The sequence below is a fragment of the Lutibacter flavus genome, assembly GCF_900188355.1.
In the GTDB taxonomy this organism is placed as follows: Bacteria; Bacteroidota; Bacteroidia; order Flavobacteriales; family Flavobacteriaceae; genus Lutibacter; species Lutibacter flavus.
Genome location: NZ_FZNX01000001.1, coordinates 898,417 through 922,398, shown reverse-complemented (window position 1 = coordinate 922,398; position 23,982 = coordinate 898,417). Strand labels below are relative to the sequence as shown.

Here is a 23,982-nt window from a genome sequence, read left to right as displayed (position 1 = left end):
GTTAAAAAAAAGTTGTTAACAAGGATTGGGAAATTTTTAACAATATTTTGTTCAAAAAATAAAATTAGAAATTGGAAGTGATTTAGTGTAATAAAAATTACATTTGCTTTGTTCAAAAATAAGAAGCCTTATTTCCTAAATTAATAACTATTTTTATAGTCCCATTAATTTATAAATATAAAATATTTCAAAAAATAAATTACGAATTATAGAGTGAAAAATTTAAAACCTATTCCAGCTAAAACATTAAGAAAGAGTTCAGTAATTAGTCTTGAAAAAGGAAAGCTTCCTCCTCAAGCTCTTGATTTAGAGGAGGCTGTGTTAGGTGCAATGATGATTGACAAAAAAGGTGTTGATGATGTAATTGATATTTTACACCCTGAAGTTTTTTATAAAGAAACACATCAACATATTTATGAAGCGATTTATACTTTGTTTCAAAATTCTGAACCAACAGATTTATTAACCGTTGCAAATCAATTACGTAAAACAGGTAATTTAGATTTAGTAGGTGGTGATTTTTATTTGGTTGGTTTAACTCAAAAGGTATCTTCATCTGCGCATATCGAATTTCACGCACGTATTATTCTTCAAAAATATATACAACGTAAATTAATCTCAATTTCTGCCGAAATAATTGAAGAAGCATATGATGAAACTGTAGACGTTTTTGATTTGTTAGATGATGCAGAAACAAAACTATTTGAAGTAACTCAGGGAAATCTTAAAAAAGGTTCCGAAGATGCTCAAGGGCTTGTAACACAGGCGATAAAAAAGATTCAGGAGATTTCTAATAAAAGTGGAATGAGTGGTGTGGCCACTGGTTTTAATCGATTAGATGAATTAACATCTGGATGGCAACCTTCAGATTTAGTTATTTTAGCTGCGCGTCCTGGTATGGGTAAAACGGCATTTGTAATGTCTATGGCTAAAAATATGGCAATAGATTTTGATACACCAGTTGCTATTTTTTCATTAGAGATGTCTTCTGTACAGTTAATAACTCGTATGATTTCTAGTGAAACTGGAATTTCTTCAGGGAAATTAAGAAAAGGAAATTTAGAACCACATGAATGGGAACAGTTAAATGTAAAAGTTAAAAACCTATCAAAAGCTCCAATTTTTATTGATGATACTCCATCATTATCTATTTTTGATTTACGTGCAAAAGCACGTCGTTTAGCATCTCAACATGGTATAAAAATTATAGTTATTGATTACTTGCAATTAATGACTGCTGGTAATTCATCTGGAGGAAATCGTGAACAAGAAATTTCAACAATTTCTCGTAATTTAAAGGCATTAGCAAAAGAACTTGCAATTCCTGTAATTGCACTTTCGCAATTATCAAGGGCAGTTGAAACGCGTGGAGGAAGTAAACGACCTTTATTATCAGATTTACGTGAATCTGGTGCAATTGAACAAGATGCAGATATTGTATCATTTATTTTTAGACCAGAATATTACGGCCTAACAGAATGGGATGATGAAGAGAGAACACCTTGTGAAGGTCAGGCAGAATTTATAGTTGCAAAACACAGAAATGGTGGTTTAGAAAACATTAGGTTAAAATTTACAGGGCATTTAGCTCAATTTAGTAACTTAGATGAAGATTTTGGAAATGAGTTTCAGTCTAAAATGAATACTGCAATTGCTGCAGGAAATCAGGTAAGTCCTGAAGATGCATTTGGATCTGTAGATAATTTAGATGATGGAGACGTTCCATTTTAAATAAAACAATTTGCTAAAAAATAGAATTCAATCAATTTTTAAACAACTTTTTATTGTTTTTGTGTTTTTATGCACATCTACAATTTATGCCTCATTCATTTTAATTCCAATGGATGCTATTACACAGACGAATCATTTAAAAGCTTATGGAATTACATTTTGGTCTTTAGAAAAAGGAAATACAGCACAGTGGTTATTAAATTACGAAGGTGGATCCTTTTTATTAGAAGATAATGAAGCTACAAGAAATGAATGTAAAATCAGAGGAGTTACATTTCGAGTTATTTCAGATACACAAGCAGCGCATATTCTAGAAGAAATAAGTAGTCCTTCAAAAAATATGGAAGCAGTTGTTTTGGAAAAAGCACCAAAAATAGCTGTATATTCTCCCAAAGATAAATTGCCTTGGGACGATGCAGTTACCATGGTTTTAACCTATGCCGAAATCCCTTTTGATGTTGTTTATGATGAAGAAGTTTTAAATGATAAGTTATTATTATACGAATGGTTGCACTTACATCATGAAGATTTTACAGGGCAGTTTGGTAAATTTTATGGTTCTTATAGAGCTGCCCCTTGGTATTTAGAGCAAAAAAAGGCTGCAGAAGAATTAGCAACCAAATTAGGATTTTCAAAAGTTTCTGAAGAAAAATTAGCAGTATCAAAAAAAATTAGAGATTTTGTTTACGGTGGTGGTTTTATGTTTGCAATGTGCTCAGCAACAGATAGTTTTGACATTGCATTAGCCGCAGATGGTGTTGATATATGTGAAACTATGTTTGATGGAGATCCATCAGAAGTGGACTATCAAAATAAAATAGATTACAATAAAACATTTGCGTTTAAAGATTTTACTTTGGTTAGAAGTCCAGTTGAATATGAATTTTCTTCTATAGACATGACTCGTAAACGTAGGAGTATTCAACGAACATCAGATTATTTTTCATTGAAAGAATATTCAGCAAAATGGGATCCAATTCCAACTATGCTATGTCAAAATCATACACAATTAGTTAAAGGGTTTATGGGACAAACGACTAGTTTTGACAGAGATGCTGTTAAATCTAGTGTTTTGGTTATGGGTGAAATAAAATCAAATAGAGAAGCCCGTTATATTCATGGGGTAAAAGGAAAAGGAATGTTTACTTTTTATGGAGGTCACGATCCTGAAGATTACCAACATAGAGTAGGAGACCCAAAAACAGAATTAGATTTACACCCAAATTCTCCGGGATATCGACTTATTTTAAATAATGTCCTTTTTCCAGCAGCAAAAAAGAAAAAGCAGAAAACCTAATACCTAAAGTCTGAAAGTTAAAAGTTTCAAATCCTCAAAGTTTGAATGTTATTTAATTATTGGATTAAATAAGAATAAACTTCTTTGATAGGAAGTTTTTGAAATAAAATTTAGACAATCGTATGCTTTAATGTTGTATAGTATGATAGATAACCAAATACCAAAAGCTAATTGCTTAAAGCCAAGAGGTAAAACTGTTAATAACACAATTAAAACTTTATTGATAAAAGTTATTGTCTCATAATTCTAAAATAGTATTTTTGTGCTTTTAAAATAAAAAACAAAGAAATGTCAACTACACAACAATTGCAAGATTTTGCACAACAAGTAAGAAGAGATATAGTTAGAATGGTACATGCTGTAAAATCTGGACATCCCGGAGGCTCATTAGGTTGTAATGAATTTTTAACAGTTTTATATCAAGAAGTAATGGAGTATTCTACTGATTTTACTATGGATGGTGTAAATGAAGATTTATTCTTTTTATCAAATGGTCATATTTCTCCAGTTTATTATAGTGTTTTGGCAAGAAGTGGTTATTTTCCTGTAAAAGAATTAGGTACTTTTAGACTTTTAAATACAAGGTTGCAAGGTCACCCAACAACCCACGAAGGTTTACCAGGTGTTAGAATTGCTTCTGGATCTTTAGGTCAGGGTATGAGTGTTGCTTTAGGTGCTGCTCAAGCTAAAAAATTAAATGGAGATTCTAAATTGGTTTACACATTGCATGGTGATGGAGAATTACAAGAAGGACAAAATTGGGAAGCAATTATGTATGCTGCAGGTAAAAAAGTTGATAATTTAATTGCAACAATAGATTATAACGGGCAACAAATAGATGGTTCTACAGACCAAGTAATGCCTATGGGTGATTTAAGAGCTAAATTTGAAGCTTTTGGATGGATTGTTTTAGATATTGAAAAAGGAAATGATATTGACAGTATTAAAAAGGGATTGGCTGAAGCTAAGACATTAACAGGAAATGGAAAACCTGTATGTATATTATTACATTCTGAAATGGGGAATGGAATTGATTTTATGATGCATACGCACGCTTGGCATGGTAAAGCTCCAAGTGATGAGCAACTAGAAGAAGCGCTAAGACAAAATCCTGAAACATTAGGAGATTATTAATTTACAGGATTAGGCGTTAAAGTTTAAACTGGATATTTTATAAAATATTTAAAACCTCTTTCAAATTAATTTGAAAGAGGTTTTTTTTATGATATTTTTATAATATTCAAACCTTAAAATTGTAAGTTTACAATTATATTTACAACTATTATTGAAGTGCTGAAGATTGATGTTCTTTTCAATTTTTAAATCTTTTAATTTTTAAAATAATTTCATGAAAATAGGTATTGTTTGTTATCCAACATTTGGAGGAAGTGGAGTAGTAGCAACTGAATTAGGAATGGCTTTGGCCCAAAAAGGACATCACGTTCACTTTATAACGTATAAACAACCGGTTCGTTTGGATTTTATTTCAAATGACATTCATTTTCACGAAGTATTTGTTGAAGAATATCCATTATTTCAATTTCAACCTTATGAATTAGCGTTATCGAGCAAAATGGTAGAAGTTGTTCAAATGTATGATTTAGAGATTTTGCACGTTCATTATGCAATTCCACACGCATATGCAGCTTATATGGCAAAGCAAATGTTAAAGGAAAAGGGTATTGATATAAAAGTGGTTACAACACTTCATGGTACAGATATTACTTTAGTAGGAAGTCATCCAAATTATAAAACTGCAGTTGAATTTAGCATTAATAATTCTGATGTTGTTACAACGGTTTCAGAAAGTTTAAAGAGTGATACCTTGCGTTTATTTAATATAACTAAGGAAATTCATGTGATTCATAATTTTATTGATTTTGAAAAATATCCTGAAATTGAAGCTCCAGAGTGCCAAAGAAATACAATTGCTAATGAAAACGAGCGAATTATAACACATATTAGCAATTTACGACCTGTTAAAAGGGCATCTGATGTAATGGAAATCTTTTATAAAATTCAAAAAGTAATTCCTTCAAAATTATTGTTAGTAGGTGAAGGACCTGATAGAGAGAATATTGAATGCCAGGCTAAAGATTTAGGGATTCTAGACAAAGTGCTGTTTTTAGGAAATAGTAATGAAGTTAATAAATTATTATGCTATTCTGATTTGTTTTTATTACCATCACAAACTGAAAGTTTTGGTTTAGCAGCTTTAGAAGCAATGGCAGCAAGAACACCTGTGATTTCTACCAATGCCGGAGGTTTACCAGAAGTAAATATAAATGGAGTTACAGGATTTATGAGTAATGTAGGAGATACCGATGATATGGCTAAAAATGGTATATTTATTTTAGAAGATTCGGATAGATTACAACAGTTTAAAGAGAATGCATTAGAACAAGCCAAACGTTTTAGCTTACAAAATGTATTGCCTGCTTATAAAGAAGTATATAGAGAAGTTATTGTAGGCTGTTGTTAGGCTTTAAAGTTATTCGCTTTTGGCGATTAGACATTAGTTCTTTATAAAAAAAAGAATAGAATAAAAAATATAGAAAGAATTTATTAACTTATAATTTTTAATTAATTATTCGTAATTAATAATTAACTATTATAGTAATCTAATGCGTGTATTAACAAGTCTTTTTTAACAACGCAATCAAATTTAAAATGCTCATAATCAGTTAACAATACAAAATTAACTTGTCCGCTAACATTTTTCTTGTCGTGAATTAAAAGTTCCATAATAGCGTTATAATCTTGAGGCTCAATTATAACCTTACCATAAATTTTAATTAGTTTTTGTTTAATATGGTTCAACTTATCTGATGAAAAATTTAGCAATTTTTCTGATAAATAAGCTTCAGTAATCATCCCAATTGCAATTGCTTCTCCATGTGTTAAATTTTCTTTGTCATTAGATTCCAGAAAATATGATTCAATTGCATGTCCTAAAGTATGGCCATAATTTAAAACTTTTCTTATTCCAGCTTCTTTAGGGTCTTCAGTAACCACTTCGTTTTTAATTTCAATTGAACGATGAATTAGAGTAGTAATATTGTTAAGATTAAGTTCTTTAAAATCATTAATTTTATTCCAAAGATTCACATCATAAGTTAATCCATATTTAATGATTTCTGCCAGTCCAGAACGTATTTCTCTTTCCGTTACTGTATCTAAATAAGTTGTATCAATCAATACCATCTCCGGATCAGAAAATAATCCAATTTGATTTTTTAAAACGCCTAAATCCACACCAGTTTTTCCGCCTACAGAGGCGTCAACCATACTTAATAAGGTTGTGGGAATGTTAATAAAAGAAATTCCTCTTTTAAAACAAGAAGCGACAAAACCGCCTAAATCAGTGATTACCCCACCTCCTAAATTTATCAATAAACTTTTTCTATCTGCGCCAAGTTCTGTAAGTGCAAGCCAAACTCCAGAACAAGTATCTAAATTTTTATTTTCTTCACCAGCTTCAATTTCAATAATTTCAATACCTATTGTAGTTTCAAGTTCTTGCATTAATATTGGTAAGCAATTTTCGTTGGTATTTTCATCAACTAATATGAAAATTTTTGAAGGTAAATTTGTAACGATATAACTATTTAATTTAGCATATGCATCTTCTTGAAAGTTTACAAAGTAATTATTGGATAATATTGGTAATATAGGCTGCATTTTGGATAATATTTTAGTGCAAATTAAGGGTAAAAAAATGAAAAATTAAACTGTTTGTAATTATCTTTGTTCAAATATATTTTAGAATGGAAAATTTATTTGATAATACTGAAGTTGCATTTGCAATAAAATCTAATTCAGAATTAGATAGAGCTTTTTATTTATTTGAAATGATTAAGCGAGAACCACTTGTAAAAATTGGTACAGCTGTAACGAGATTTGCCCTTAAAACGCATTTACCAGTTGAAGGAATTATTAGAGCAACTGTTTTCGATCATTTTTGCGGTGGAGTTACAGAGAAAGATTGTATGCCTATAATTGATAAAATGTATTCTAAGAGAGTACATTCTGTTTTAGATTATTCTGTTGAAGGAAAAGAAGTAGAAGAACAGTTTGATTTGGCAATGGAAAAAACGTTGAATACTATTAAGTTTGGTAAAGAGAAGAAAAGTATACCTTTCGCCGTTTTTAAACCAACTGGTTTTGGAAAATTTTCTATTTATCAAAAAATAACAGAAGGAACGCCATTAGATCCTCATGAAGAAGTAGAATGGAAACGAATTAAGGAAAGATATGACATTGTAAGTAAAGCTGCATATGATAGAGATGTACCATTGTTAATCGATGCCGAAGAATCTTGGATGCAAGATGCGGCAGATGATTTAATTGAAGAAATGATGGTAAAATACAATCAAGAAAAAGTGATTGTATTTGGAACTTTACAATTATATAGATGGGATAGGTTAGATTATCTTAAGAAGTTGCATAAAAGATCAAAAGAACAAGGATTTAAGGTTGGAATGAAGTTAGTTCGTGGAGCTTATATGGAAAAAGAACGTGAACGCGCAGAAAAGAAAGGTTATAAAGATCCAATATGTGTAAATAAGGACGCCACCGATAAAATGTTTAATGATGTATTGGAATATATGTTCAAAAATATAGATGATATGGCTATATTTTCAGGAACACATAATGAAGAGAGCTCCTATTTATTAATGGATTTAATAGCTAAATCTGGTTTAGATAAAGATGATTTGAGATTATGGTTTGGTCAATTATATGGAATGAGTGATCATATAAGCTATAATTTAGCTAAAGATGGATATAATGTTGCTAAATACCTCCCATTTGGGCCAGTTCGTGATGTAATGCCCTATTTAATAAGGCGAGCAGAAGAAAACACCTCGGTGTCCGGACAAACAAATAGAGAGTTACGATTGTTAAAAGAAGAAAGAGAAAGACGTAAAGTTTAAAGAAATATAGTTATCTTTTAAAGAGCTGTTTTAACAGCTCTTTTTTTATGTCTTTATAAATCAACAAATTATATATTAATCATTCTTTAAAATTTGTTACGTAAAACAAAATAAAACAACTACTTTTGCAGCTTCTAAAAATTCAGAATATGCAATCTATCAGAAATATAGCAATTATTGCCCACGTTGATCACGGTAAAACTACTTTGGTTGATAAAATTATTGATCAAGCTCACATTTTAGATGAGCGTAAAGTTCGTACCGATCTATTATTAGATAATAATGATTTGGAACGTGAACGTGGAATTACAATTCTATCTAAAAATGTTTCTATTATATATAAAGGTGTTAAAATTAATATTATTGATACTCCTGGTCACGCCGATTTTGGTGGGGAAGTAGAACGTGTATTAAAAATGGCTGATGGTGTTTTATTGTTAGTTGATGCTTTTGAAGGACCAATGCCACAAACACGTTTTGTTTTAGGAAAGGCTTTAGAGTTAGGATTAACTCCTATTGTTGTTGTAAATAAGGTTGATAAACCTAACTGTACTCCAGATATAGTTCACGAAAAAGTATTTGATTTAATGTTTGCATTAGACGCAACGGAAGATCAATTAGAGTTTGATACTATTTATGGTTCTGCTAAAAATGGTTGGATGAATAGAGACTGGAGAGAAGAAACAGATAATATTATTCCACTTTTAGATTCCATTATTAAAAATATACCAGAGGCTCCATATAAAGAAGGAACTGTACAAATGCAAATTACCTCTTTAGATTTTACATCTTTTGTTGGTCGTATTGCTATTGGGCGTGTTTTTAGAGGGGATTTAGAAGAAGGAAAAGATTATATGTTATGTAAAGCTGATGGTAGTACCAAAAAAGTACGTATTAAAGAGTTACATACATTTGAAGGATTAGGAAAAGATAGAACGGACAAAGTAAGAAGTGGTGATATTTGTGCAATAACAGGAATTGAAGGTTTTGATATTGGAGATACAATTGCAGATATAGAAAACCCTGAACCATTGCCAAGATTAAAAGTAGATGAACCTACAATGAGTATGTTGTTTACAATTAATAACTCTCCATTTTATGGAAAAGAAGGTAAATATGTAACATCTCGTCATTTAAGAGACAGATTGTACAAAGAAACAGAAAAGAATTTAGCACTTAGAGTTGAGGATACGGATACTGAAGATAAATTTAATGTATTTGGTCGCGGAATTTTGCATTTATCTGTTCTAATAGAAACAATGCGTAGAGAAGGTTATGAGTTACAAGTTGGACGTCCACAAGTTATAATTAAAGAAATTGATGGCGTTAAATGTGAACCTTATGAAACATTAGTTATTAATGTTCCTGAAGAATCTGCAAGTAAAGCAATAAATCTGGTTTCTCTAAGAAAAGGAGATTTATTAGTAATGGAGCCAAAAGGTGATTTACAACATTTGGAATTTGATATTCCTTCACGTGGTTTAATAGGTTTACGTAATAAAATATTAACTGCAACAGCAGGTGAGGCAATTATAAATCATAGATTACGTGGTTTTGATGCTCATAAAGGAGAAATAGCAACTTCAAATAATGGAGCAATTGTTTCAGCTGAAACAGGAAAAGCAACTGCGTATTCTATTGATAAATTACAAGATAGAGGTAAATTCTTTATTGATCCTAATCAGGATATTTATAAAGGTCAGGTTGTTGGAGAAAACAATAAGCAGGAAGATATGGCTGTTAATCTAATCAAAGGAAAAAAATTAACAAACGTACGTAAATCTGGTACTGATGATAGTGTAAAAATTGCACCAAAAATTGATTATTCATTAGAAGAATGTATGGAATACATTAAAGATGATGAATATTTAGAAGTAACTCCGTTAAGTTTACGTATGCGTAAAATTAACTTTAGATAATTTCATAATAAAATTTATTAAAAAATGCCTTCAAATTATGAAGGCATTTTTTATTTTAAAGAATATAAAAAGATAATTAGTTTCAAGCTTTTTTATAAAAGGTAAGTCTAAATAAAGTATAATTACATTATTTAAGATGAAAACAATAACTTTGGTAATTTCATTATTTATACTTTTTGGCTGTAATATTGAAACAAACTCTTTAGAATTATTTGATTCAAAAGAGTAAAATATGAAAAATACTGATTCAAAAAAAGTATTAGTATTAACTTCAGATGAAATAGAAGATTTATTATATTTAAGAGAATTAGAAAAATTAGCTAAAGATGTATATATCTATTCTTATGATAAATACTATTCTCAAATTTTTAATAATATTATTTTAAGTGAAGAGAAACATATGAATAGTGTCCTTAATTTATTAGAAAAATACAACATAGAAGATCCTGCATCAGAAATTATTGGGGAATTTAAAAATCAATTAATACAAGAAAAATATAACCATTTAATAGAGTTATCAAAAATTTCTCTTTTAAATGCAATTATTGCCGGAGATATAATTGAAGATTACGATACTCTTGATTTAATAATAAAAGAATCGAGAACAACTAAATATGATTTATTAAATGTTTATGGTTCATTAAAATGCGGATCAAGAAATCATTTAAGAAGCTTTTACAATCAAACTTTATTATATGATAGTATTTATATACCCGAATACATAAGCCAGGAAGAATTTGATTTAATTGTAACGAGTCCGTACGAAAAATGAGGTGGAAATTGAGTAAGGTAGTAACTTTAGTTACTTTTTATAATTTTAAAAGTTTGAAATTGACAATATATAATAAGAATATTGACACGAAATGATTAAAAAAATTATATTCCTATCCTTTTTATCCATAGTTCTTCTATCTAATTGTTCTAACAAAACATCAAATTCAGGAAATTCAACCATTTCCAATTTTGATGTTTCAAAGAAACAAAAGGACGAGGGGCTTAAATTAATCAAACAAAACTGTTATGCCTGTCATTCTGTTGTAACAAAATCACATGATGAAATAATTGCACCCCCAATGGTTGCTGTAAAAAGAAGGTATAAAATGTCATATCCAAATGAAGAAGAATTCATTTTGGCTTTTACAAATTGGGTAATGGATCCAAAAGAGGAGGAGGCTTTAATGCGCGGTGCCGTATCACAATTTAATGTTATGCTAAAGCAACCTTTTATTAAGGAAGAAATACATATAATTTCACAATATATATATAATAACGATATAGAAAAGCCTGAATGGTTTCAAAAACATTTTAATAAAGAGCATTCAAAAGGAAAAGGAAATGGTCTTAGAAGGGGAGCGGGTAATAGAAATAGACAATTCTAATGGTGATTTCCACAATTACAGTTACATCCTGATATCGAATGTGAAACAGGCCCCATTGCTTCTAAGGTTCCATTAATCAATTTATTAATAGCGATGTCGGGATCTGTTTCTTCAATTTTATAACAAGCAATATCATATCTTGCTAAATTTTGGATTGCTCCATCTCCAATACCTCTTGTTAAAAGAATATCAACTTCCAGTAGAATATTTCTTTTTGAATTGTTTTCACCATGAAAAAAAGCGTGTAATGTTTCCTCCCTAGAAAGCTCAATTAATTGTTTCTTTTCTATAATATCTTCATTAATTGTATACATTAAAAAATTTCTACATTTGCCTGCGTGGTCAAAAATTGATTTTTTATTTTGGAAAGTTACTGCTACTATTGTTTTCATAATCAATAAGTATTTAGTCAAATTTAGCATAAAATAAGAGACATAATTGCAACTTAGGTTACTAAAAAAATAATGAAAGCAAGCTCATTTTAACCAAATTAAAGCTGGTTTAATGAACAAAATTCCATAGTTATTAACAATTTAGAACTAAATAATAATTAATTCAAATATTTTATATTCTTAAAATTAAGGAATATAAAGAGCACTTGTGAATATATTTAAATAAGATTAAAATATTGAAGGTGAGAGGATTGAATACGGTATTCATTGGAACAAATTTAAATAAGATTATTGAAATAATAGATGTGTAGAGCTAATTTGGGTACATATTTTGAAAGTTTTCAACAAAAAAGTTTGTTTGTTTTAATATTTGTATATACATTTGTTGTCTATACAATAGTAGTATAGAAAATAGTTGTCCCCCCGAAGTTGAATAAAGATGTTAAAAAGGAATCGTTAAACGTACCTGAATTTACAATTGCAAATATTTTGCAGACAGGTAACTGGATGAATGAAAAATTTTCAGATCATTTAAAACAATTTGCTTTATCAATTCAACAATATCAAGTTTTACGTTCTTTAAAAGAATTGAAAGGAGCACCAGCCGACCTTCAAACATTACAGGCAGAAATGGTAAGTAAAAATAGTAATACAACTCGTTTAGTTGAAAAATTACGTTTAAAAGGATTAATTACCAGATTTCAAAATGAAGAAAATAGGAGGAAGGTTGAAATTAGAATTACTGATGAAGGATTAACGCTATTAACAGAAATAGAATTAATTCATAAGAATTTTGAAAATGAAGTTGTAGGTAATTTATCAAAAGATGAAATTTCAGTGCTTAATAAGTTATTGATTAAAATTAGGATTAAATAATGACCCCAACCTTAATTATTTAGGAGTTTACATTTATCACCCCATAAGTGTTTATAAATAAATAATTGAAATTAAAGAAGAGAGAATATGAATTGTTAAATCAACCCTTAGAGGTAGTTACACTGTAGTCACATACTTTATAAAGCAGTCCGAAAATGCTTTACAAATGTTAGATGGTTAGTAAGAACTTTGTTTCTACCTCTTTTTTAAAAAAATGAAAGAATAAATTAACCCCAAATTAACCCCAAACTAGTCAAAACCCCGAAAGATGATTACAAAATTAACTAAACTAAAGGTAGTTTCCGAAACTACCTTAGTACCACCAAAAAAAATGCTTCAAATTACTTCTAATTCTAAATTTTTATTGAAGCTTAATAATGTCCCAAATTTTGTAATAAGTCAATTTGATTATTTTAAAAATCAAGATTTTTCAATGTACTTTTTAAAAAGCAGTCGTAATTTATTTATCGCCACTTCAATGTTCCCACAACGGTAGTAGGTGTAGATAAAATTTGCGACTGTCTTTTTAAATAAAAAAATAACCCTATTCTTTAAAACCCCTCAATCATGAAAACTTTAATAGTTAAGTTAACACTCTTTTTGTTCTTTTTTAGCCTTTTCACTTCTTGCTCACCAGAGGAAGATGATATTTATTTTGATGAAGTTTTGGAATCTAAAATTTCTTATACACCTATAGAAAATGAAATATTGGATTTGGTAAACAATTATAGAGTTGAAAAAGGTCTTATTTCGTTAAATAAATTAAATATTATTTCTTCTGTTGCCGAAACTCATACACATTATATGGTGAATTTAGGAGAGTTAAATCATGATTATTTTCCGGAAAGACACGAGAAATTGGTCCAAAATGCAAATGCTAAATCAGTAGGTGAAAATGTAGCTTTTGGCTATAGTTCTGCGAAAAGCGTTGTAAATGCCTGGTTGTTAAGTGATTCTCATAGGGAAATTATTGAAAATCCTGGATATACTCATTTTGGAATTTCAACCGATAATGATAGCCAGGGTAATAATTATTTTACACATATTTTTATTAAACAATAATCTAAAAATCTAAATTATGTTAGTAGCTGTAAAAAAACAAGTAGTAAAAATAATTAAAGATACTCCTAAACATATCTATATAAATACATTAGTCCCAAACTTTACATATATAAATGAAAAAGGACAAGTGGCATTTAAATATAGATATTGTATATACTTATAATTTGTGGAAGTTTGTCGTTCCTCTTTAAAAACAGTTGTAAATACGTTAAATTGTCGTCCCCACAACGGTAGTATCGTAAGATATTAAAATTTACAACTGTTTTTTATAAAATAACACAAGTATTTAAAAATCAAAACAGTCGTAAAAATCTTGAAAAAACTGTCGTCCCCACGATAATTTCTTTTATACAAGTATTACGACTGTAAATTTTTAACCCTATTTAAAAAATAATGTTAAAATATTTGAATATTCTTGAACTTTATAGGTTATGTAAATTTATAATATAACATTAATAATTCCAATTAAATTTTCTTTATTATTCAAAATTCCTTAATTAGAACATAATAATTTATATATTTATTGTTCAATAATACACAATTTTTATATCAATATTATAATGGACCACTCTTATACATTTACTTTTAAAGTTGATGCATCTTCAATAGATAACTTAGGACATGTTAACAATGTTAATTACCTAAAATGGACACAACTTATTGCTGAAAAACATTGGACTAAATTAAGTAATTCATCAATTGATGAAAAATATGTTTGGGTTGTATTAAGACACGAAATTGATTATTTTTCTGCGGCTTTTTTAAATGATGAAATCACTTTAAAAACTTGGATAGGAGGTTCTTACGGCGTTAAATCTGATCGTTATGTAAATGTTATGAGAAATGGTGAAATTTTATGTAGTACAAAAACAATTTGGTGTTTGTTAGATAAAGCTACTATGAAACCTTTTAGAATTCCATTAGAAATTATGGGAATACTAACATTAAATAAAATGGTTTAGTTTTTATTCTTTTCTTCTATCCATTTAGACATATATTTTGTGCTTTTTAATGTGTGATATTGTAGTATGGAGCCAATAAAATTATGTTGTCTATGAGCTTCCAAATTATTGGTGATTTCCTCAATTTTTCTAATTAATTTTTTAGAAAACTTTAATTTTGAGTAGCATTTATTAATAATTTCAATTCCTTTTACCTGAGAATTTTCCCAAATTTTTTCATTTTTATATAATTCAACAGCTTTTAAAGCAAATTCATTTGGATCATCACAAATAAAACCGTTCCATTTTAAATTTCCACTCATAGATTCTGCACCAATAGAAGTTGTAACCGAAGGCGTACCAAATTCCATCGCATTTATAAGTTTACCTTTTAAACCTGCTCCAAATTGAATAGGTGCTAAGCATATTTTAGAATTTGTAAATACTTTTTCTAAATTATCAGTCCATCCTTTTATTAAAAAACCGTCATTAACATTATGCAATTGCAATACTTTATCTGTACAATATGCTCCATAAATATGTAATTGTGAATTAGGTAAGTCTTTATGAATTTTTGGCCAAATATGATTTTTTAAATACAAAACTGCATTCCAATTTGGCTCATGTTTAAAATTTCCTATGGAAATAAAATGTTGTCTGTTTTTAAAATTAGGATAAGATTTTATCTTTTCTAGATTAATATTATCTAATAAGAAAGGAATATATTTTAAAATTGATTTACTTATTTTGAATGTCTTAGTTAATAAGTTCATTTCAAATTTTGATATTATTAACGATAAATCGCATCTATAAATACTTGCTATTTCACGCTTGGTAACATCATTAACTAATAAATCTAAAGTTAATTTACTATTGTTTTTATATGTTTGTTGCCTTGCGAATCTTAAAAAATGTAAATCTTCAGTATCCAGAATTTTAAGTGCATTTGGACAATTTTCTAAAACTCTCCATCCAAACTGTTCTTCAGTTAAATACCTGTCAAACAATACTGCATCTGGGTTTATTTCTGTTAAGAGTTTATCAAAACTTGAATTATTTAATTGAATATCATATGTATTAATGTTTAACTTTTCTAAAAGGTAAGATTTATCAGTTTTTAAAGAAGTACTAACAAAAGTTATGTTATAATTATTTTTTTGAAATAATTCAATAAGTTGCAGCATTCTTGTTCCTGCTGCAGTCGAACTAGGTTCAGGCCAAATAAAACCAATTATCAAAAGATTTTTCATGTAGTTCAAAAGTATAAAAGATCCTTTTGTTATTTTAAAATTTGTCAAAAAAAGCCTGAATTTATTAAACTCAGGTTTTAGATATTTATTATGGCTAATTAAGAAAGAATTCCTTTCTTTTCAGAATCTTTAGAAAACCAAATTAAAAATAAGGCTATAATTATTACTACAATTGGCATTGCCATTCTTGCAGCGCCAGAAATTTCCATAAAATCCTGAATAAAGAAATTATATACAAACTGCACTATTATAGCAATAAAAGAAATGAAAAATAAAATAACAGCTATTTTCTTTTTCATTAAAAGGGTTATGCAACCTAGTAAACCTGCAAAAACAGAAATTGCAAATGCAGCTGTAACCCAAGCCGGAATTCCATTATAATAAGCTTGTTCCGCCTCTGGTAAAATAGCTAAATCCTCATCTGATATATAAGCTTGTGCTAAATATGCAACTACCCCCATAATATTCCATAAAAGAGCAATTACACCAATAATCCAGAAAACTGTTGTTGGTTTGCTTGTTGAATTTGTCATAATTTAAAGTTTTGTTAGTAATTAAATTTATAAAAACATTCTCAATTGATACTTTTCATTATTTAAAATGAATTTCAAATCAATATATTGTTAAATATAAATAAAATATTGAAATAAATTATTAATTAGAGATAAAGGTCAAAAAACTGTATTTAATGATTGTTTTCTTAATAAGGGATCATATTGCAAATCATACAAACAGCAATAACGAAGTATTTAAAATTAAAAACATTGAAAAAGTGGGACCTGCCTTTTGGGTTCATGTTACTTTTTTATGATATTTAAATATTTATTTTAGCTTGTTATATAAAAATTAAATTTGAAACGCTATATTTGCAAAAGTATGTAAATGACATTATTACAAAATTTATATACCAGTCGTTTTATAAACTTCATTAATTATTGTATAAGTCAAGTTTTTGATTTAATTTTTTTAATTATTATTGAGTATTTAAATGACAAGAGTAACTGTTTAGGAAACAGAGTATTAAATAATAAAACTTAACGTAAAATAATTAATGGCAGGATCACAAGAAACATTTGGTAAAAAAGAAAGAGAGAAGAAAAGATTAAAGAAAAAGAAAGATAAACTTCTTAGAAAAGAGGAGCGTAAAGCTAGTGGACAAGATAATATGTTTGTTTATGTTGATGAATTTGGTCAACTAACAGATACTCCGCCAGATCCAGCCAATAAAATAAAAGTTGATGCCGAAAGTATAGAAATTGGAATTCCTAAGAAGGAAGATAGAGAAGAAGCCGCTCCAGTGAACAGAGTTGGAAAAGTTTCATTTTTTGATACTTCAAAAGGTTTTGGATTTATTATTGATAGTTCATCTCAAGAAAAGTTTTTTGTTCACGTTAGTGGTTTATTAGAAGAGATAAAAGAAAATGATTCAGTAACTTTTGAACTTGAAAAAGGTTTAAAAGGAATGAACGCTGTTAGAGTTAAGAAAGTTTAAATTTCTAACTTATATAAATTAAAAAAAAGCTACTTAATTGTAGCTTTTTTTATTGCCGTTAAATACGAAGAAACTCTTTTAAATAAAAGTATCTTTACAATCTTATAAAAATAAAAGTATGTCAACATTTTCACAATTAGGAGTTCGTAAAGAATTTGTAACAGCATTAAGAGAATTGGGGATTAAAGTTCCAACTGAAATTCAAAATGGTGCAATTCCTATATTATTGAACTCTAAAACTGATTTTATTGGTTTAGCGCAAACAGGAACAGGTAAAACAGCTGCGTTCGGATTGCCTATTTTACAGGCAATTGATACAAAATCCCCTAATATTCAAGGGTTGATTTTAGCGCCAACTAGAGAATTGGTTCAGCAAATAAAAAAACAACTTTTTAAATTCACTAAATATTCAGAAGATAAAATATTTATTGAAGCAGTTTATGGTGGTGAAAAAATTGAACGTCAAATAAGTAATTTAAAAAGGACAACACATATTGTTGTTGCTACGCCAGGTAGATTAATAGATTTGATTGAAAAAGGGGAAATAAACCTAAGTAAAGTTAAAACTTTAGTGCTGGACGAAGCGGATGAAATGCTTAGTATGGGTTTTAAGTTGGATTTAAATAGAATATTAAAATTCACCGGGAACAATAAAAATACGTGGTTGTTTTCTGCTACTATGCCTAATGAAATAAAGCAGATTATTAAAACTTATATGGCGGCTAATGCTGCTCGTATTGAGGTAAATAAGAATTCGTTGGTGAATGCAAATATTACGCATCAATTTATTAAGACAACAATTAAAGATAAAACGAATCTTTTAACAAAAATATTAGAACGAAGATCAGGTGATAGAGGAATTATTTTTTGTAGAACTAAATTGGGTACTCAAAATTTAGCAGATCAATTAAAAGAAGAAGGATTCTCAGTTGCAGCTTTAGAAGGTGATATGCAACAAAAAGAGCGTGAAAAAGTGATGAGAGCTTTTAAAAATGGAAGTCTTCAGGTTTTAATTTCAACTGATGTTTCTGCTCGTGGAATTGATGTAAATAATTTAGGCTTTATAATTCATCACCAATTACCAGAACAATTAGAATATTATACGCATAGAAGTGGTAGGACTGCAAGAGCAGGAAAAGCAGGATATTCGATTGCTTTAATTCTTCCAAATGAATTACAGAGAATTCAAGAAATTCAAAAAGAATTAGGAATAAAATTTATTGAAATTTCAATTTAATATATTTCTGATACTTCAATTTTCTTTCGGAATTTTGTTATGCTGATATATTTTGTATTTAAAATGTATCAAAGGATAATACTCCACAATATTTTACTGAAGTATTTTAAGTATTTTTGATACTGTTAATACTAAGTATTTATTAAATGTTTAAATGGTTTAAAAATATAGGTCCAGGGGCATTAATTGCCGCAGCATTTATAGGTCCTGGAACAGTTACTCTTTGTACATTGGCTGGAGTTAATTTTGGTTATACATTATTATGGGCTATGACATTATCAATTGTAGCAACAGTTGTTCTGCAAGAGATGGCCGTAAGAGTTGGTATAATTACCCAAAAAGGTTTGGCAGAAGTTATAAAAGAACAAATAAGCTCTGTATTTCTAAGGAAATTTGTAATTATTTTAATTTTAGCCGCAATTGTTGTTGGTAATGCGGCTTATGAAGCAGGTAATATTAGTGGAGCTTCTTTAGGTATTTCAGCTATATTTGATAAATCAACTTTTAATTATTTTCCAATTTTAATTGGAGGTATTGCTTTCGTTTTACTTTTTATAGGTAATTATAAAATATTGGAACGTAGCCTAATAACATTGGTGTTGTTAATGAGTTTTTCATTTATAGTGACAGCAATAATTACAAAACCAAATTTTGAGTTAATATTTAAAGGAATGTTCATTCCTTCTTTTCCTGAAAACAGTATGTTAACAATAATTGGATTAATTGGAACTACTGTGGTACCCTATAATTTATTTTTACACGCATCTTTAGTAAAAGAAAGGTGGAAATTAAAATCTGATTTAAAATATGCAAAAAAGGATACTTTAATTTCTATTATTTTAGGAGGTTTTGTTTCTATGTCTATTATTATTGCTGCAACTTCAATAAATGCGGTTTCAATTAGAAATGGCGCAGATTTAGCTAAAGGATTAGAGCCTTTGTATGGTAGTTTTGCAAAATACTTTTTAGGTATAGGAATGTTTGCAGCTGGAATTACTTCAGCAATTACAGCACCATTGGCAGCTTCTTTTGTTGCGAAAAGTTGTTTTGGATGGAGTGATAGTTTAAAATCTATAAAATTTAGAGTGGTTTGGATATTTATATTAATAATTGGTGTATTATTTTCTTCTTTACAAGTAAACCCTATTGAAATTATTAAATTTGCTCAAGTTTCAAATGGAATATTATTACCAATTGTTGCACTATTTCTAATATGGGTTGTAAATAGAATATCAGTAATGGGTGAATTTAAAAACACCCGAAATCAAAACATGATTTCTGGAATAATTTTACTAATTACTTTAATTTTAGGATTTAAGAGTATTTTAAAGGTGTTCCAATTATTATAAAATAGATTTGAGACTATTTTAACGTTTATTTGAAACAAAAACTTATTTACTGTTTTTCTTGCTTGTCAATTTCTTTTATGGTACTTCCTTTCTTTATTGCTTTATAATTTTCATAACAAAGTAACACAGCTTCAATTAGCTGTAAATCACTGGCTTGTTTTATAAAGTAATCTGAATAATTACATTCATTTAATAATTCATTTAATTCAGCAGCGTCCATATCCAAATACTCCATCATTAATTCTCTATTAAACCTTCCTTCTAATTGACTACGTAATTGATCATTATCACGCATTTTTTTAAGTTTTTTCAGTTGCTTTGGACTTTTTCCAAACATATTATAAACAAAATCAATTGGTCTAAAAAGGGCATCTATAGGAGAATTAAATTCTCTTCTTTGCTTTACACCAACTTCATAGGTTTGAGGTAATCCGTTGATGTGAATACGCGCATATTTGTCTTTAGGAACATTTTTAGCATCTATTTCTAAAACTCCAATTAACTTATGAGATTTTACAACAATTTCAGAAATCTCCTCTGTTTTTTCGTGTAATTCAATTACAAGTTCATTTCCATTTAGCAAATCATTTGTAATCTTAAGTTTAATAGATTGAAAACCTAAATAAGATACATAAATAGTATCGTTAACTGTAGTAGCTATTTCAAAATTTCCATTATCATTTGTAATTGTTCCAAAAACAGAATTTAAATTGAATAAATGGGCTCCTTTTAAAGGTGTTTTACCTGCAAAATCAATTACTTGACCTTTTAATGAAACTAAATTGAAATTATTTTTAATGGTGTCGTTAGCAATTGGTTCTTGGGAAAAACCATAAAATGAAACAAACAATAATGTAATATAAATTAGTCTTTTTCTCATATGCAATTATACTAATTATTAACGATAAATTTTGTTAAAGAAACACAAAAACAACTTTAATTAAGAAATTAATCTAAAGATATGTTAAGTATCCAAAAAAAGTCAATTTTTAAAATAATTAAAAATTGACTTTTAGAAAATTATTTTAATTTGAAAAACGAACTAGTCCGTTTTAAAATTCCATACTTGTCCAATAGTTTGTCCACCTTTATCATCTTTAACAACTACCTTCCAATAATAATTTGATTCGCTATTTACATCAACAGTAACCGTGTTTGCTGTTTGATTAGTTGAAACTGCAGCAGTTGGCGGATTGTCTGTTCCAAAATAAACGTCATACGTTAATGGATCATTATCAACATCAGACGCAGACCATTCTAAAGTAGCACTTGCTTCCTGTACAATAGTATTTAAAGTAGGTGAAACAATTTCGGGTGAAAAGGGTAAATAATTAGAAATACCTTCTCCTTCGGTATAAAATGAATAAACTGAAGAATAATCGCTGCTTAAATTTTTACTATCTTTTGCGTTTACTCTCCAATAATAAGCAACACCTTTTTCTAAGGAAATATCTCTAGATGTACTAGAATTTGAAATGGATTGTACAATTTGAGTAAATGAATTGTCTTTAGCTATCTGAATTTGATAAGAAACGGAATCTCCATCTGGATCTGTTGAAGCATTCCATTGAAAATTAATGGCATTTTCTATACATAACAAGTTGGCAGAAGGATATACTAAAGTAGGTACTAGTGGTGCTTTATTTTCAGCTACTGGTGGTGGAGTAGGTTTGTCGGTACCTGAACCTCCACAAGACAATAATAGTGTTCCTATTGCAATTGTATATATAAACTTTCTCATAATTTTATTTTAGGGTGTTTTATAATTTATAAAATTAGTGTTTTTTAAAATATCCACAAAGTATTGATATATAATTTTGAAAAACATTTAGATAGTGCGCGTGACTGGACTCGAACCAGCACGTTCTAAGCGAACACCAGCCCCTCAAGCTGGCGCGTCTACCAATTCCGCCACACGCGCAGTAATTAATTTATACAAAAAAAGTTAAGTAGAATACTTAACTTTTTGTGACCTGGCTGGGGCTCGAACCCAGGACCACCTCCTTAAAAGGGAGGTGCTCTACCAACTGAGCTACCAGGTCTTTTATCCCTTTCGCAATTGCGAGTGCAAATATACTATCAAAAGTTTAAAAACCAAGTTTTTTTATGTACTTTTTTAAACGATATTTGCGTGGTTAAATAAACACAAAATAAGTTTAAGATGAAAATTGTATTATTAGGTTATATGGCCTCAGGGAAATCAGCCATTGGAAAACTATTAGCGACCAGATTAAACCTACAATTTATTGATTTAGATTTTTACATAGAAACTTGTGAAGGACAATCTATTTCTAAAATTTTTTCATCAAAAGGCGAAATTTATTTCAGAAAAAAAGAAAGTGAGTATTTGCAAGAATTATTAGATTTAAATAATGATTGTATTATTTCTTTGGGAGGAGGAACACCTTGTTATGGTAATAATATGGATCTAATTAAAAATAGCTCAAAATCGTTTTATTTAAAAGCATCCATAAATACAATTTTTGAAAGGTTAAAAAATGAAACCTCAGAAAGACCTTTAGTTGCAACAATAGGGATAGAAAATTTGAAAGAATACATTGCTAAACATTTGTTTGAACGATCTGCTTTTTATGATAAAGCTGATGAAACAGTTTCTGTAAATGAGAAATCAATTATTCAAATTGTGGATGAAATCCAAGCCTTATTCTAAAACAGCATAAGAATTGTTCTTCTCAAATACAACATTAATATGCTCTTGCATAGATGTTGATAATGAAATCCCTTTAAAATCTGCTTTTACAGGATATTTTTTATGGTTTCTATTAATTAGAACAGCTGTTTTAAAGCGCTTAAGAGGTACTTCTAAAAAATGTTTTATACCATAAATTAAAGTGGTTCCAGAGCTTAAAACATCATCAACTAAAACCAATGGTTTATTTTTGTATTCACTTGAAGGGATACTAGTTGAAATTTCTTTTATTGGGTTTTTCTTGTCAATTTTTACTTCACATAAAACAACTTTAATTTCAGAAATTTCGTTTAATATTTCAACAATTTTTTTAGCAAACACAAATCCATTTCCATTTATACCAGCAATTACAATTTCTTTTTCATTGCTATTGGTTTCATAAATTTGATAGGCAATTCTTCTTGTTTTATTTTGAATTTGCTCGTTTGTTAAAATGATTGAACGCTCCATTTTGGTTATTTTTTTTCAAAGATAAAAAACAATTCTCTACCTTCTCTTGGTTTTATAGAATTATAACATTTTTCAACTATTTTTATTTCAAATTTAGCATAGAACAATTGAATGTATTCTACTAAACCACCTCCAAATGGAGGGCCTTCTTCTGTTAATTCAAAATCAAAAAGTAATCCTACTAATTTCCCTTTTTTATTTAATAAGTCATACATTTTGTATACATAATTTTCGCGTAGAGAAGGAGACAATGCACAAAAAAAAGTTTGTTCAATTATTAAATCATAGGTTTTAGTATGTTCAAAAAAATCCTGATTAATTAATTGATTTTTAGGGAACTGAGATAGTCTGGATTCAATATTCTTTAAAGGTTGTTCCGCAATATCTAGAACATAAACATTTTTAAAGCCTTTATTTAATAAATATTCAGCTTCGTGACTATTGCCACCGCCGGGGATTAAAATTTTTAAATCTTTATTTTTAAGTTGATCTATGTATTCTTTAATAGGAGTGGAGACATAACCAATATCCCAACCAGTTTTATTGTTTTCATATTTATGCTCCCAATACGCCTTGTCAAAATCTGTTTTATTCTTCTTGTAAGTCATCTATATCTCGTCTATCTTTTTTAGTTGGTCTTCCAGTTCCTTTTTTGCGGTAATAGTCTTTAGAATATTTTAAAAGTTCAAATTTCTCAAATTCTTCTTTTGGAGTTAAATCCTTAATATATAAATCAACTAATTTTGCACCAACCCTGTTTGCTGGAATGTCTAAAACTTGTAATTTATAATTTATTTGATTTTTTCTAACAGAAATAATTTCTCCATTAAATACTAATTTTGAAGCCTTTACACTATCACTATTTATCTTCACATGTCCTTTTTTACAAGCTTCAGTTGCAATGCTTCTTGTTTTAAAATAACGGATACACCATAAAAATTTATCAATTCTCATTTTATTATT

25 protein-coding genes and 2 tRNA genes are annotated in these 23,982 nt (G+C 28.6%); 16 read left to right on the top strand and 11 right to left on the bottom strand.

Annotation, left to right across the window (positions count from 1 at the left end):
- Positions 1–213 precede the first annotated feature (213 nt).
- From dnaB to bshA, 4 genes are all read left to right on the top strand, one after another.
- A complete protein-coding gene (gene dnaB / locus CHB63_RS04055) occupies positions 214–1,731 on the top strand; it encodes a replicative DNA helicase (protein ID WP_089377126.1) in 1,518 nt (505 codons plus the stop codon).
- Between the two features lie 34 nt (positions 1,732–1,765).
- A complete protein-coding gene (locus CHB63_RS04050) occupies positions 1,766–3,028 on the top strand; it encodes an asparagine synthetase B (protein WP_089377580.1) in 1,263 nt (420 codons plus the stop codon).
- Between the two features lie 288 nt (positions 3,029–3,316).
- The gene (locus CHB63_RS04045) at positions 3,317–4,162 is read left to right on the top strand and encodes a transketolase (RefSeq protein ID WP_089377125.1); all 846 of its coding nucleotides are present in this window, start codon (positions 3,317–3,319) and stop codon (positions 4,160–4,162) included.
- A 214-nt stretch (positions 4,163–4,376) separates the two neighbouring features.
- On the top strand, positions 4,377–5,510 hold the full coding sequence (gene bshA, locus CHB63_RS04040) for an N-acetyl-alpha-D-glucosaminyl L-malate synthase BshA (protein ID WP_089377124.1): 1,134 nt from the start codon (positions 4,377–4,379) through the stop codon (positions 5,508–5,510).
- Between the two features lie 122 nt (positions 5,511–5,632).
- On the opposite strand, the gene aroB is transcribed toward bshA, so the two are convergent.
- Positions 5,633–6,700: a 3-dehydroquinate synthase gene (gene aroB / locus CHB63_RS04035; protein ID WP_089377579.1), complete on the bottom strand. Its 1,068-nt coding sequence runs from the start codon at positions 6,698–6,700 to the stop codon at positions 5,633–5,635.
- A 95-nt stretch (positions 6,701–6,795) separates the two neighbouring features.
- Here aroB and CHB63_RS04030 point away from each other — a divergent pair, with 95 nt between their 5' ends.
- From CHB63_RS04030 to CHB63_RS04015, 4 genes are all read left to right on the top strand, one after another.
- Positions 6,796–7,962: a proline dehydrogenase family protein gene (locus CHB63_RS04030; RefSeq protein WP_089377123.1), complete on the top strand. Its 1,167-nt coding sequence runs from the start codon at positions 6,796–6,798 to the stop codon at positions 7,960–7,962.
- A gap of 149 nt (positions 7,963–8,111) precedes the next feature.
- Positions 8,112–9,881, top strand: a complete 1,770-nt coding sequence (gene typA, locus CHB63_RS04025; RefSeq protein ID WP_089377122.1) for a translational GTPase TypA — start codon at positions 8,112–8,114, stop codon at positions 9,879–9,881.
- A 232-nt stretch (positions 9,882–10,113) separates the two neighbouring features.
- Positions 10,114–10,653: a DUF2202 domain-containing protein gene (locus CHB63_RS04020; RefSeq protein WP_089377121.1), complete on the top strand. Its 540-nt coding sequence runs from the start codon at positions 10,114–10,116 to the stop codon at positions 10,651–10,653.
- A 91-nt stretch (positions 10,654–10,744) separates the two neighbouring features.
- Positions 10,745–11,260, top strand: a complete 516-nt coding sequence (locus CHB63_RS04015) for a hypothetical protein (protein ID WP_089377120.1) — start codon at positions 10,745–10,747, stop codon at positions 11,258–11,260.
- Here the strand turns inward: CHB63_RS04015 and CHB63_RS04010 are convergent.
- Complete coding sequence (locus CHB63_RS04010) at positions 11,257–11,652, bottom strand: NifB/NifX family molybdenum-iron cluster-binding protein (protein ID WP_176420234.1); 396 nt, start codon at positions 11,650–11,652, stop codon at positions 11,257–11,259. The genes CHB63_RS04015 and CHB63_RS04010 overlap by 4 nt on opposite strands.
- 429 nt (positions 11,653–12,081) lie before the next feature.
- Between CHB63_RS04010 and CHB63_RS04005 the strand changes: the two genes are divergently transcribed.
- From CHB63_RS04005 to CHB63_RS03990, 4 genes are all read left to right on the top strand, one after another.
- The gene (locus tag CHB63_RS04005) at positions 12,082–12,528 is read left to right on the top strand and encodes a MarR family winged helix-turn-helix transcriptional regulator (RefSeq protein WP_245856762.1); all 447 of its coding nucleotides are present in this window, start codon (positions 12,082–12,084) and stop codon (positions 12,526–12,528) included.
- A 268-nt stretch (positions 12,529–12,796) separates the two neighbouring features.
- Positions 12,797–13,024, top strand: coding sequence for a hypothetical protein (locus tag CHB63_RS04000; RefSeq protein ID WP_089377118.1), 228 nt, complete (start codon positions 12,797–12,799; stop codon positions 13,022–13,024).
- Positions 13,025–13,095: 71 nt separating this feature from the next.
- Entirely contained in the window at positions 13,096–13,590 is a 495-nt protein-coding gene (locus CHB63_RS03995) for a CAP domain-containing protein (protein WP_089377117.1), read from the top strand.
- Positions 13,591–14,150: 560 nt separating this feature from the next.
- Positions 14,151–14,552, top strand: coding sequence for an acyl-CoA thioesterase (locus CHB63_RS03990; protein WP_089377116.1), 402 nt, complete (start codon positions 14,151–14,153; stop codon positions 14,550–14,552).
- On the opposite strand, the gene CHB63_RS03985 is transcribed toward CHB63_RS03990, so the two are convergent.
- Positions 14,549–15,781, bottom strand: coding sequence for a glycosyltransferase (locus tag CHB63_RS03985; protein WP_089377115.1), 1,233 nt, complete (start codon positions 15,779–15,781; stop codon positions 14,549–14,551). The genes CHB63_RS03990 and CHB63_RS03985 overlap by 4 nt on opposite strands.
- A gap of 98 nt (positions 15,782–15,879) precedes the next feature.
- Complete coding sequence (locus tag CHB63_RS03980) at positions 15,880–16,314, bottom strand: hypothetical protein (protein WP_089377114.1); 435 nt, start codon at positions 16,312–16,314, stop codon at positions 15,880–15,882.
- Between the two features lie 518 nt (positions 16,315–16,832).
- On the opposite strand from CHB63_RS03980, the gene CHB63_RS03975 reads away from it, so the two are divergent.
- From CHB63_RS03975 to CHB63_RS03965, 3 genes are all read left to right on the top strand, one after another.
- On the top strand, positions 16,833–17,273 hold the full coding sequence (locus CHB63_RS03975; protein ID WP_089377113.1) for a cold-shock protein: 441 nt from the start codon (positions 16,833–16,835) through the stop codon (positions 17,271–17,273).
- A 118-nt stretch (positions 17,274–17,391) separates the two neighbouring features.
- Positions 17,392–18,510, top strand: coding sequence for a DEAD/DEAH box helicase (locus tag CHB63_RS03970; protein WP_089377112.1), 1,119 nt, complete (start codon positions 17,392–17,394; stop codon positions 18,508–18,510).
- Between the two features lie 146 nt (positions 18,511–18,656).
- Positions 18,657–19,859: an Nramp family divalent metal transporter gene (locus CHB63_RS03965; protein ID WP_089377111.1), complete on the top strand. Its 1,203-nt coding sequence runs from the start codon at positions 18,657–18,659 to the stop codon at positions 19,857–19,859.
- A gap of 46 nt (positions 19,860–19,905) precedes the next feature.
- Here CHB63_RS03965 and CHB63_RS03960 read toward each other — a convergent pair whose 3' ends face one another.
- The 4 genes from CHB63_RS03960 to CHB63_RS03945 all read right to left on the bottom strand — a co-directional run bounded on the left by CHB63_RS03960 (position 19,906) and on the right by CHB63_RS03945 (position 21,901).
- Complete coding sequence (locus CHB63_RS03960; protein ID WP_089377110.1) at positions 19,906–20,739, bottom strand: carboxypeptidase-like regulatory domain-containing protein; 834 nt, start codon at positions 20,737–20,739, stop codon at positions 19,906–19,908.
- Positions 20,740–20,901: 162 nt separating this feature from the next.
- A complete protein-coding gene (locus CHB63_RS03955; RefSeq protein WP_089377109.1) occupies positions 20,902–21,600 on the bottom strand; it encodes a glycoside hydrolase family 78 protein in 699 nt (232 codons plus the stop codon).
- A 95-nt stretch (positions 21,601–21,695) separates the two neighbouring features.
- Positions 21,696–21,780: transfer RNA gene (locus CHB63_RS03950), tRNA-Leu, on the bottom strand.
- Positions 21,781–21,828: 48 nt separating this feature from the next.
- A tRNA-Lys gene (locus CHB63_RS03945) sits at positions 21,829–21,901 on the bottom strand.
- A gap of 119 nt (positions 21,902–22,020) precedes the next feature.
- Between CHB63_RS03945 and CHB63_RS03940 the strand changes: the two genes are divergently transcribed.
- Complete coding sequence (locus tag CHB63_RS03940; protein WP_089377108.1) at positions 22,021–22,530, top strand: shikimate kinase; 510 nt, start codon at positions 22,021–22,023, stop codon at positions 22,528–22,530.
- Here the strand turns inward: CHB63_RS03940 and CHB63_RS03935 are convergent.
- Genes CHB63_RS03935 through CHB63_RS03925 form a run of 3 tightly spaced genes read right to left on the bottom strand, consistent with a single transcriptional unit; the run spans position 22,522 to position 23,973 of the window.
- Complete coding sequence (locus tag CHB63_RS03935) at positions 22,522–23,019, bottom strand: phosphoribosyltransferase domain-containing protein (RefSeq protein ID WP_089377107.1); 498 nt, start codon at positions 23,017–23,019, stop codon at positions 22,522–22,524. The two genes, CHB63_RS03940 and CHB63_RS03935, sit on opposite strands and share 9 nt — an antisense overlap.
- A gap of 5 nt (positions 23,020–23,024) precedes the next feature.
- Positions 23,025–23,627: a class I SAM-dependent methyltransferase gene (locus CHB63_RS03930; protein WP_089377106.1), complete on the bottom strand. Its 603-nt coding sequence runs from the start codon at positions 23,625–23,627 to the stop codon at positions 23,025–23,027.
- Positions 23,608–23,973, bottom strand: coding sequence for an RNA-binding S4 domain-containing protein (locus tag CHB63_RS03925; protein ID WP_089377105.1), 366 nt, complete (start codon positions 23,971–23,973; stop codon positions 23,608–23,610). The genes CHB63_RS03930 and CHB63_RS03925 overlap by 20 nt, the downstream gene beginning before the upstream one ends.
- Between the last annotated feature and the right edge of the window lie 9 nt (positions 23,974–23,982).

Excerpts from the sequence above, each read along its gene's own strand:
- CHB63_RS04015 (WP_089377120.1), top strand. The coding sequence starts at position 10,745 with ATGATTAAAAAAATTATATTCCTATCCTTTTTATCCATAGTTCTTCTA.
- CHB63_RS04020 (WP_089377121.1), top strand. The coding sequence starts at position 10,114 with ATGAAAAATACTGATTCAAAAAAAGTATTAGTATTAACTTCAGATGAA.
- CHB63_RS04030 (WP_089377123.1), top strand. The coding sequence starts at position 6,796 with ATGGAAAATTTATTTGATAATACTGAAGTTGCATTTGCAATAAAATCT.
- CHB63_RS04045 (WP_089377125.1), top strand. The coding sequence starts at position 3,317 with ATGTCAACTACACAACAATTGCAAGATTTTGCACAACAAGTAAGAAGA.
- CHB63_RS03930 (WP_089377106.1), bottom strand. The coding sequence starts at position 23,627 with ATGACTTACAAGAAGAATAAAACAGATTTTGACAAGGCGTATTGGGAG.
- CHB63_RS03925 (WP_089377105.1), bottom strand. The coding sequence starts at position 23,973 with ATGAGAATTGATAAATTTTTATGGTGTATCCGTTATTTTAAAACAAGA.
- CHB63_RS03955 (WP_089377109.1), bottom strand. The coding sequence starts at position 21,600 with ATGAGAAAGTTTATATATACAATTGCAATAGGAACACTATTATTGTCT.
- CHB63_RS03935 (WP_089377107.1), bottom strand. The coding sequence starts at position 23,019 with ATGGAGCGTTCAATCATTTTAACAAACGAGCAAATTCAAAATAAAACA.
- CHB63_RS03940 (WP_089377108.1), top strand. The coding sequence starts at position 22,021 with ATGAAAATTGTATTATTAGGTTATATGGCCTCAGGGAAATCAGCCATT.
- CHB63_RS03980 (WP_089377114.1), bottom strand. The coding sequence starts at position 16,314 with ATGACAAATTCAACAAGCAAACCAACAACAGTTTTCTGGATTATTGGT.
- CHB63_RS03960 (WP_089377110.1), bottom strand. The coding sequence starts at position 20,739 with ATGAGAAAAAGACTAATTTATATTACATTATTGTTTGTTTCATTTTAT.
- bshA (WP_089377124.1), top strand. The coding sequence starts at position 4,377 with ATGAAAATAGGTATTGTTTGTTATCCAACATTTGGAGGAAGTGGAGTA.
- CHB63_RS03985 (WP_089377115.1), bottom strand. The coding sequence starts at position 15,781 with ATGAAAAATCTTTTGATAATTGGTTTTATTTGGCCTGAACCTAGTTCG.
- CHB63_RS03995 (WP_089377117.1), top strand. The coding sequence starts at position 13,096 with ATGAAAACTTTAATAGTTAAGTTAACACTCTTTTTGTTCTTTTTTAGC.
- CHB63_RS04000 (WP_089377118.1), top strand. The coding sequence starts at position 12,797 with ATGATTACAAAATTAACTAAACTAAAGGTAGTTTCCGAAACTACCTTA.
- CHB63_RS03970 (WP_089377112.1), top strand. The coding sequence starts at position 17,392 with ATGTCAACATTTTCACAATTAGGAGTTCGTAAAGAATTTGTAACAGCA.
- CHB63_RS03990 (WP_089377116.1), top strand. The coding sequence starts at position 14,151 with ATGGACCACTCTTATACATTTACTTTTAAAGTTGATGCATCTTCAATA.
- typA (WP_089377122.1), top strand. The coding sequence starts at position 8,112 with ATGCAATCTATCAGAAATATAGCAATTATTGCCCACGTTGATCACGGT.
- CHB63_RS04010 (WP_176420234.1), bottom strand. The coding sequence starts at position 11,652 with ATGAAAACAATAGTAGCAGTAACTTTCCAAAATAAAAAATCAATTTTT.
- CHB63_RS03965 (WP_089377111.1), top strand. The coding sequence starts at position 18,657 with ATGTTTAAATGGTTTAAAAATATAGGTCCAGGGGCATTAATTGCCGCA.
- CHB63_RS03975 (WP_089377113.1), top strand. The coding sequence starts at position 16,833 with ATGGCAGGATCACAAGAAACATTTGGTAAAAAAGAAAGAGAGAAGAAA.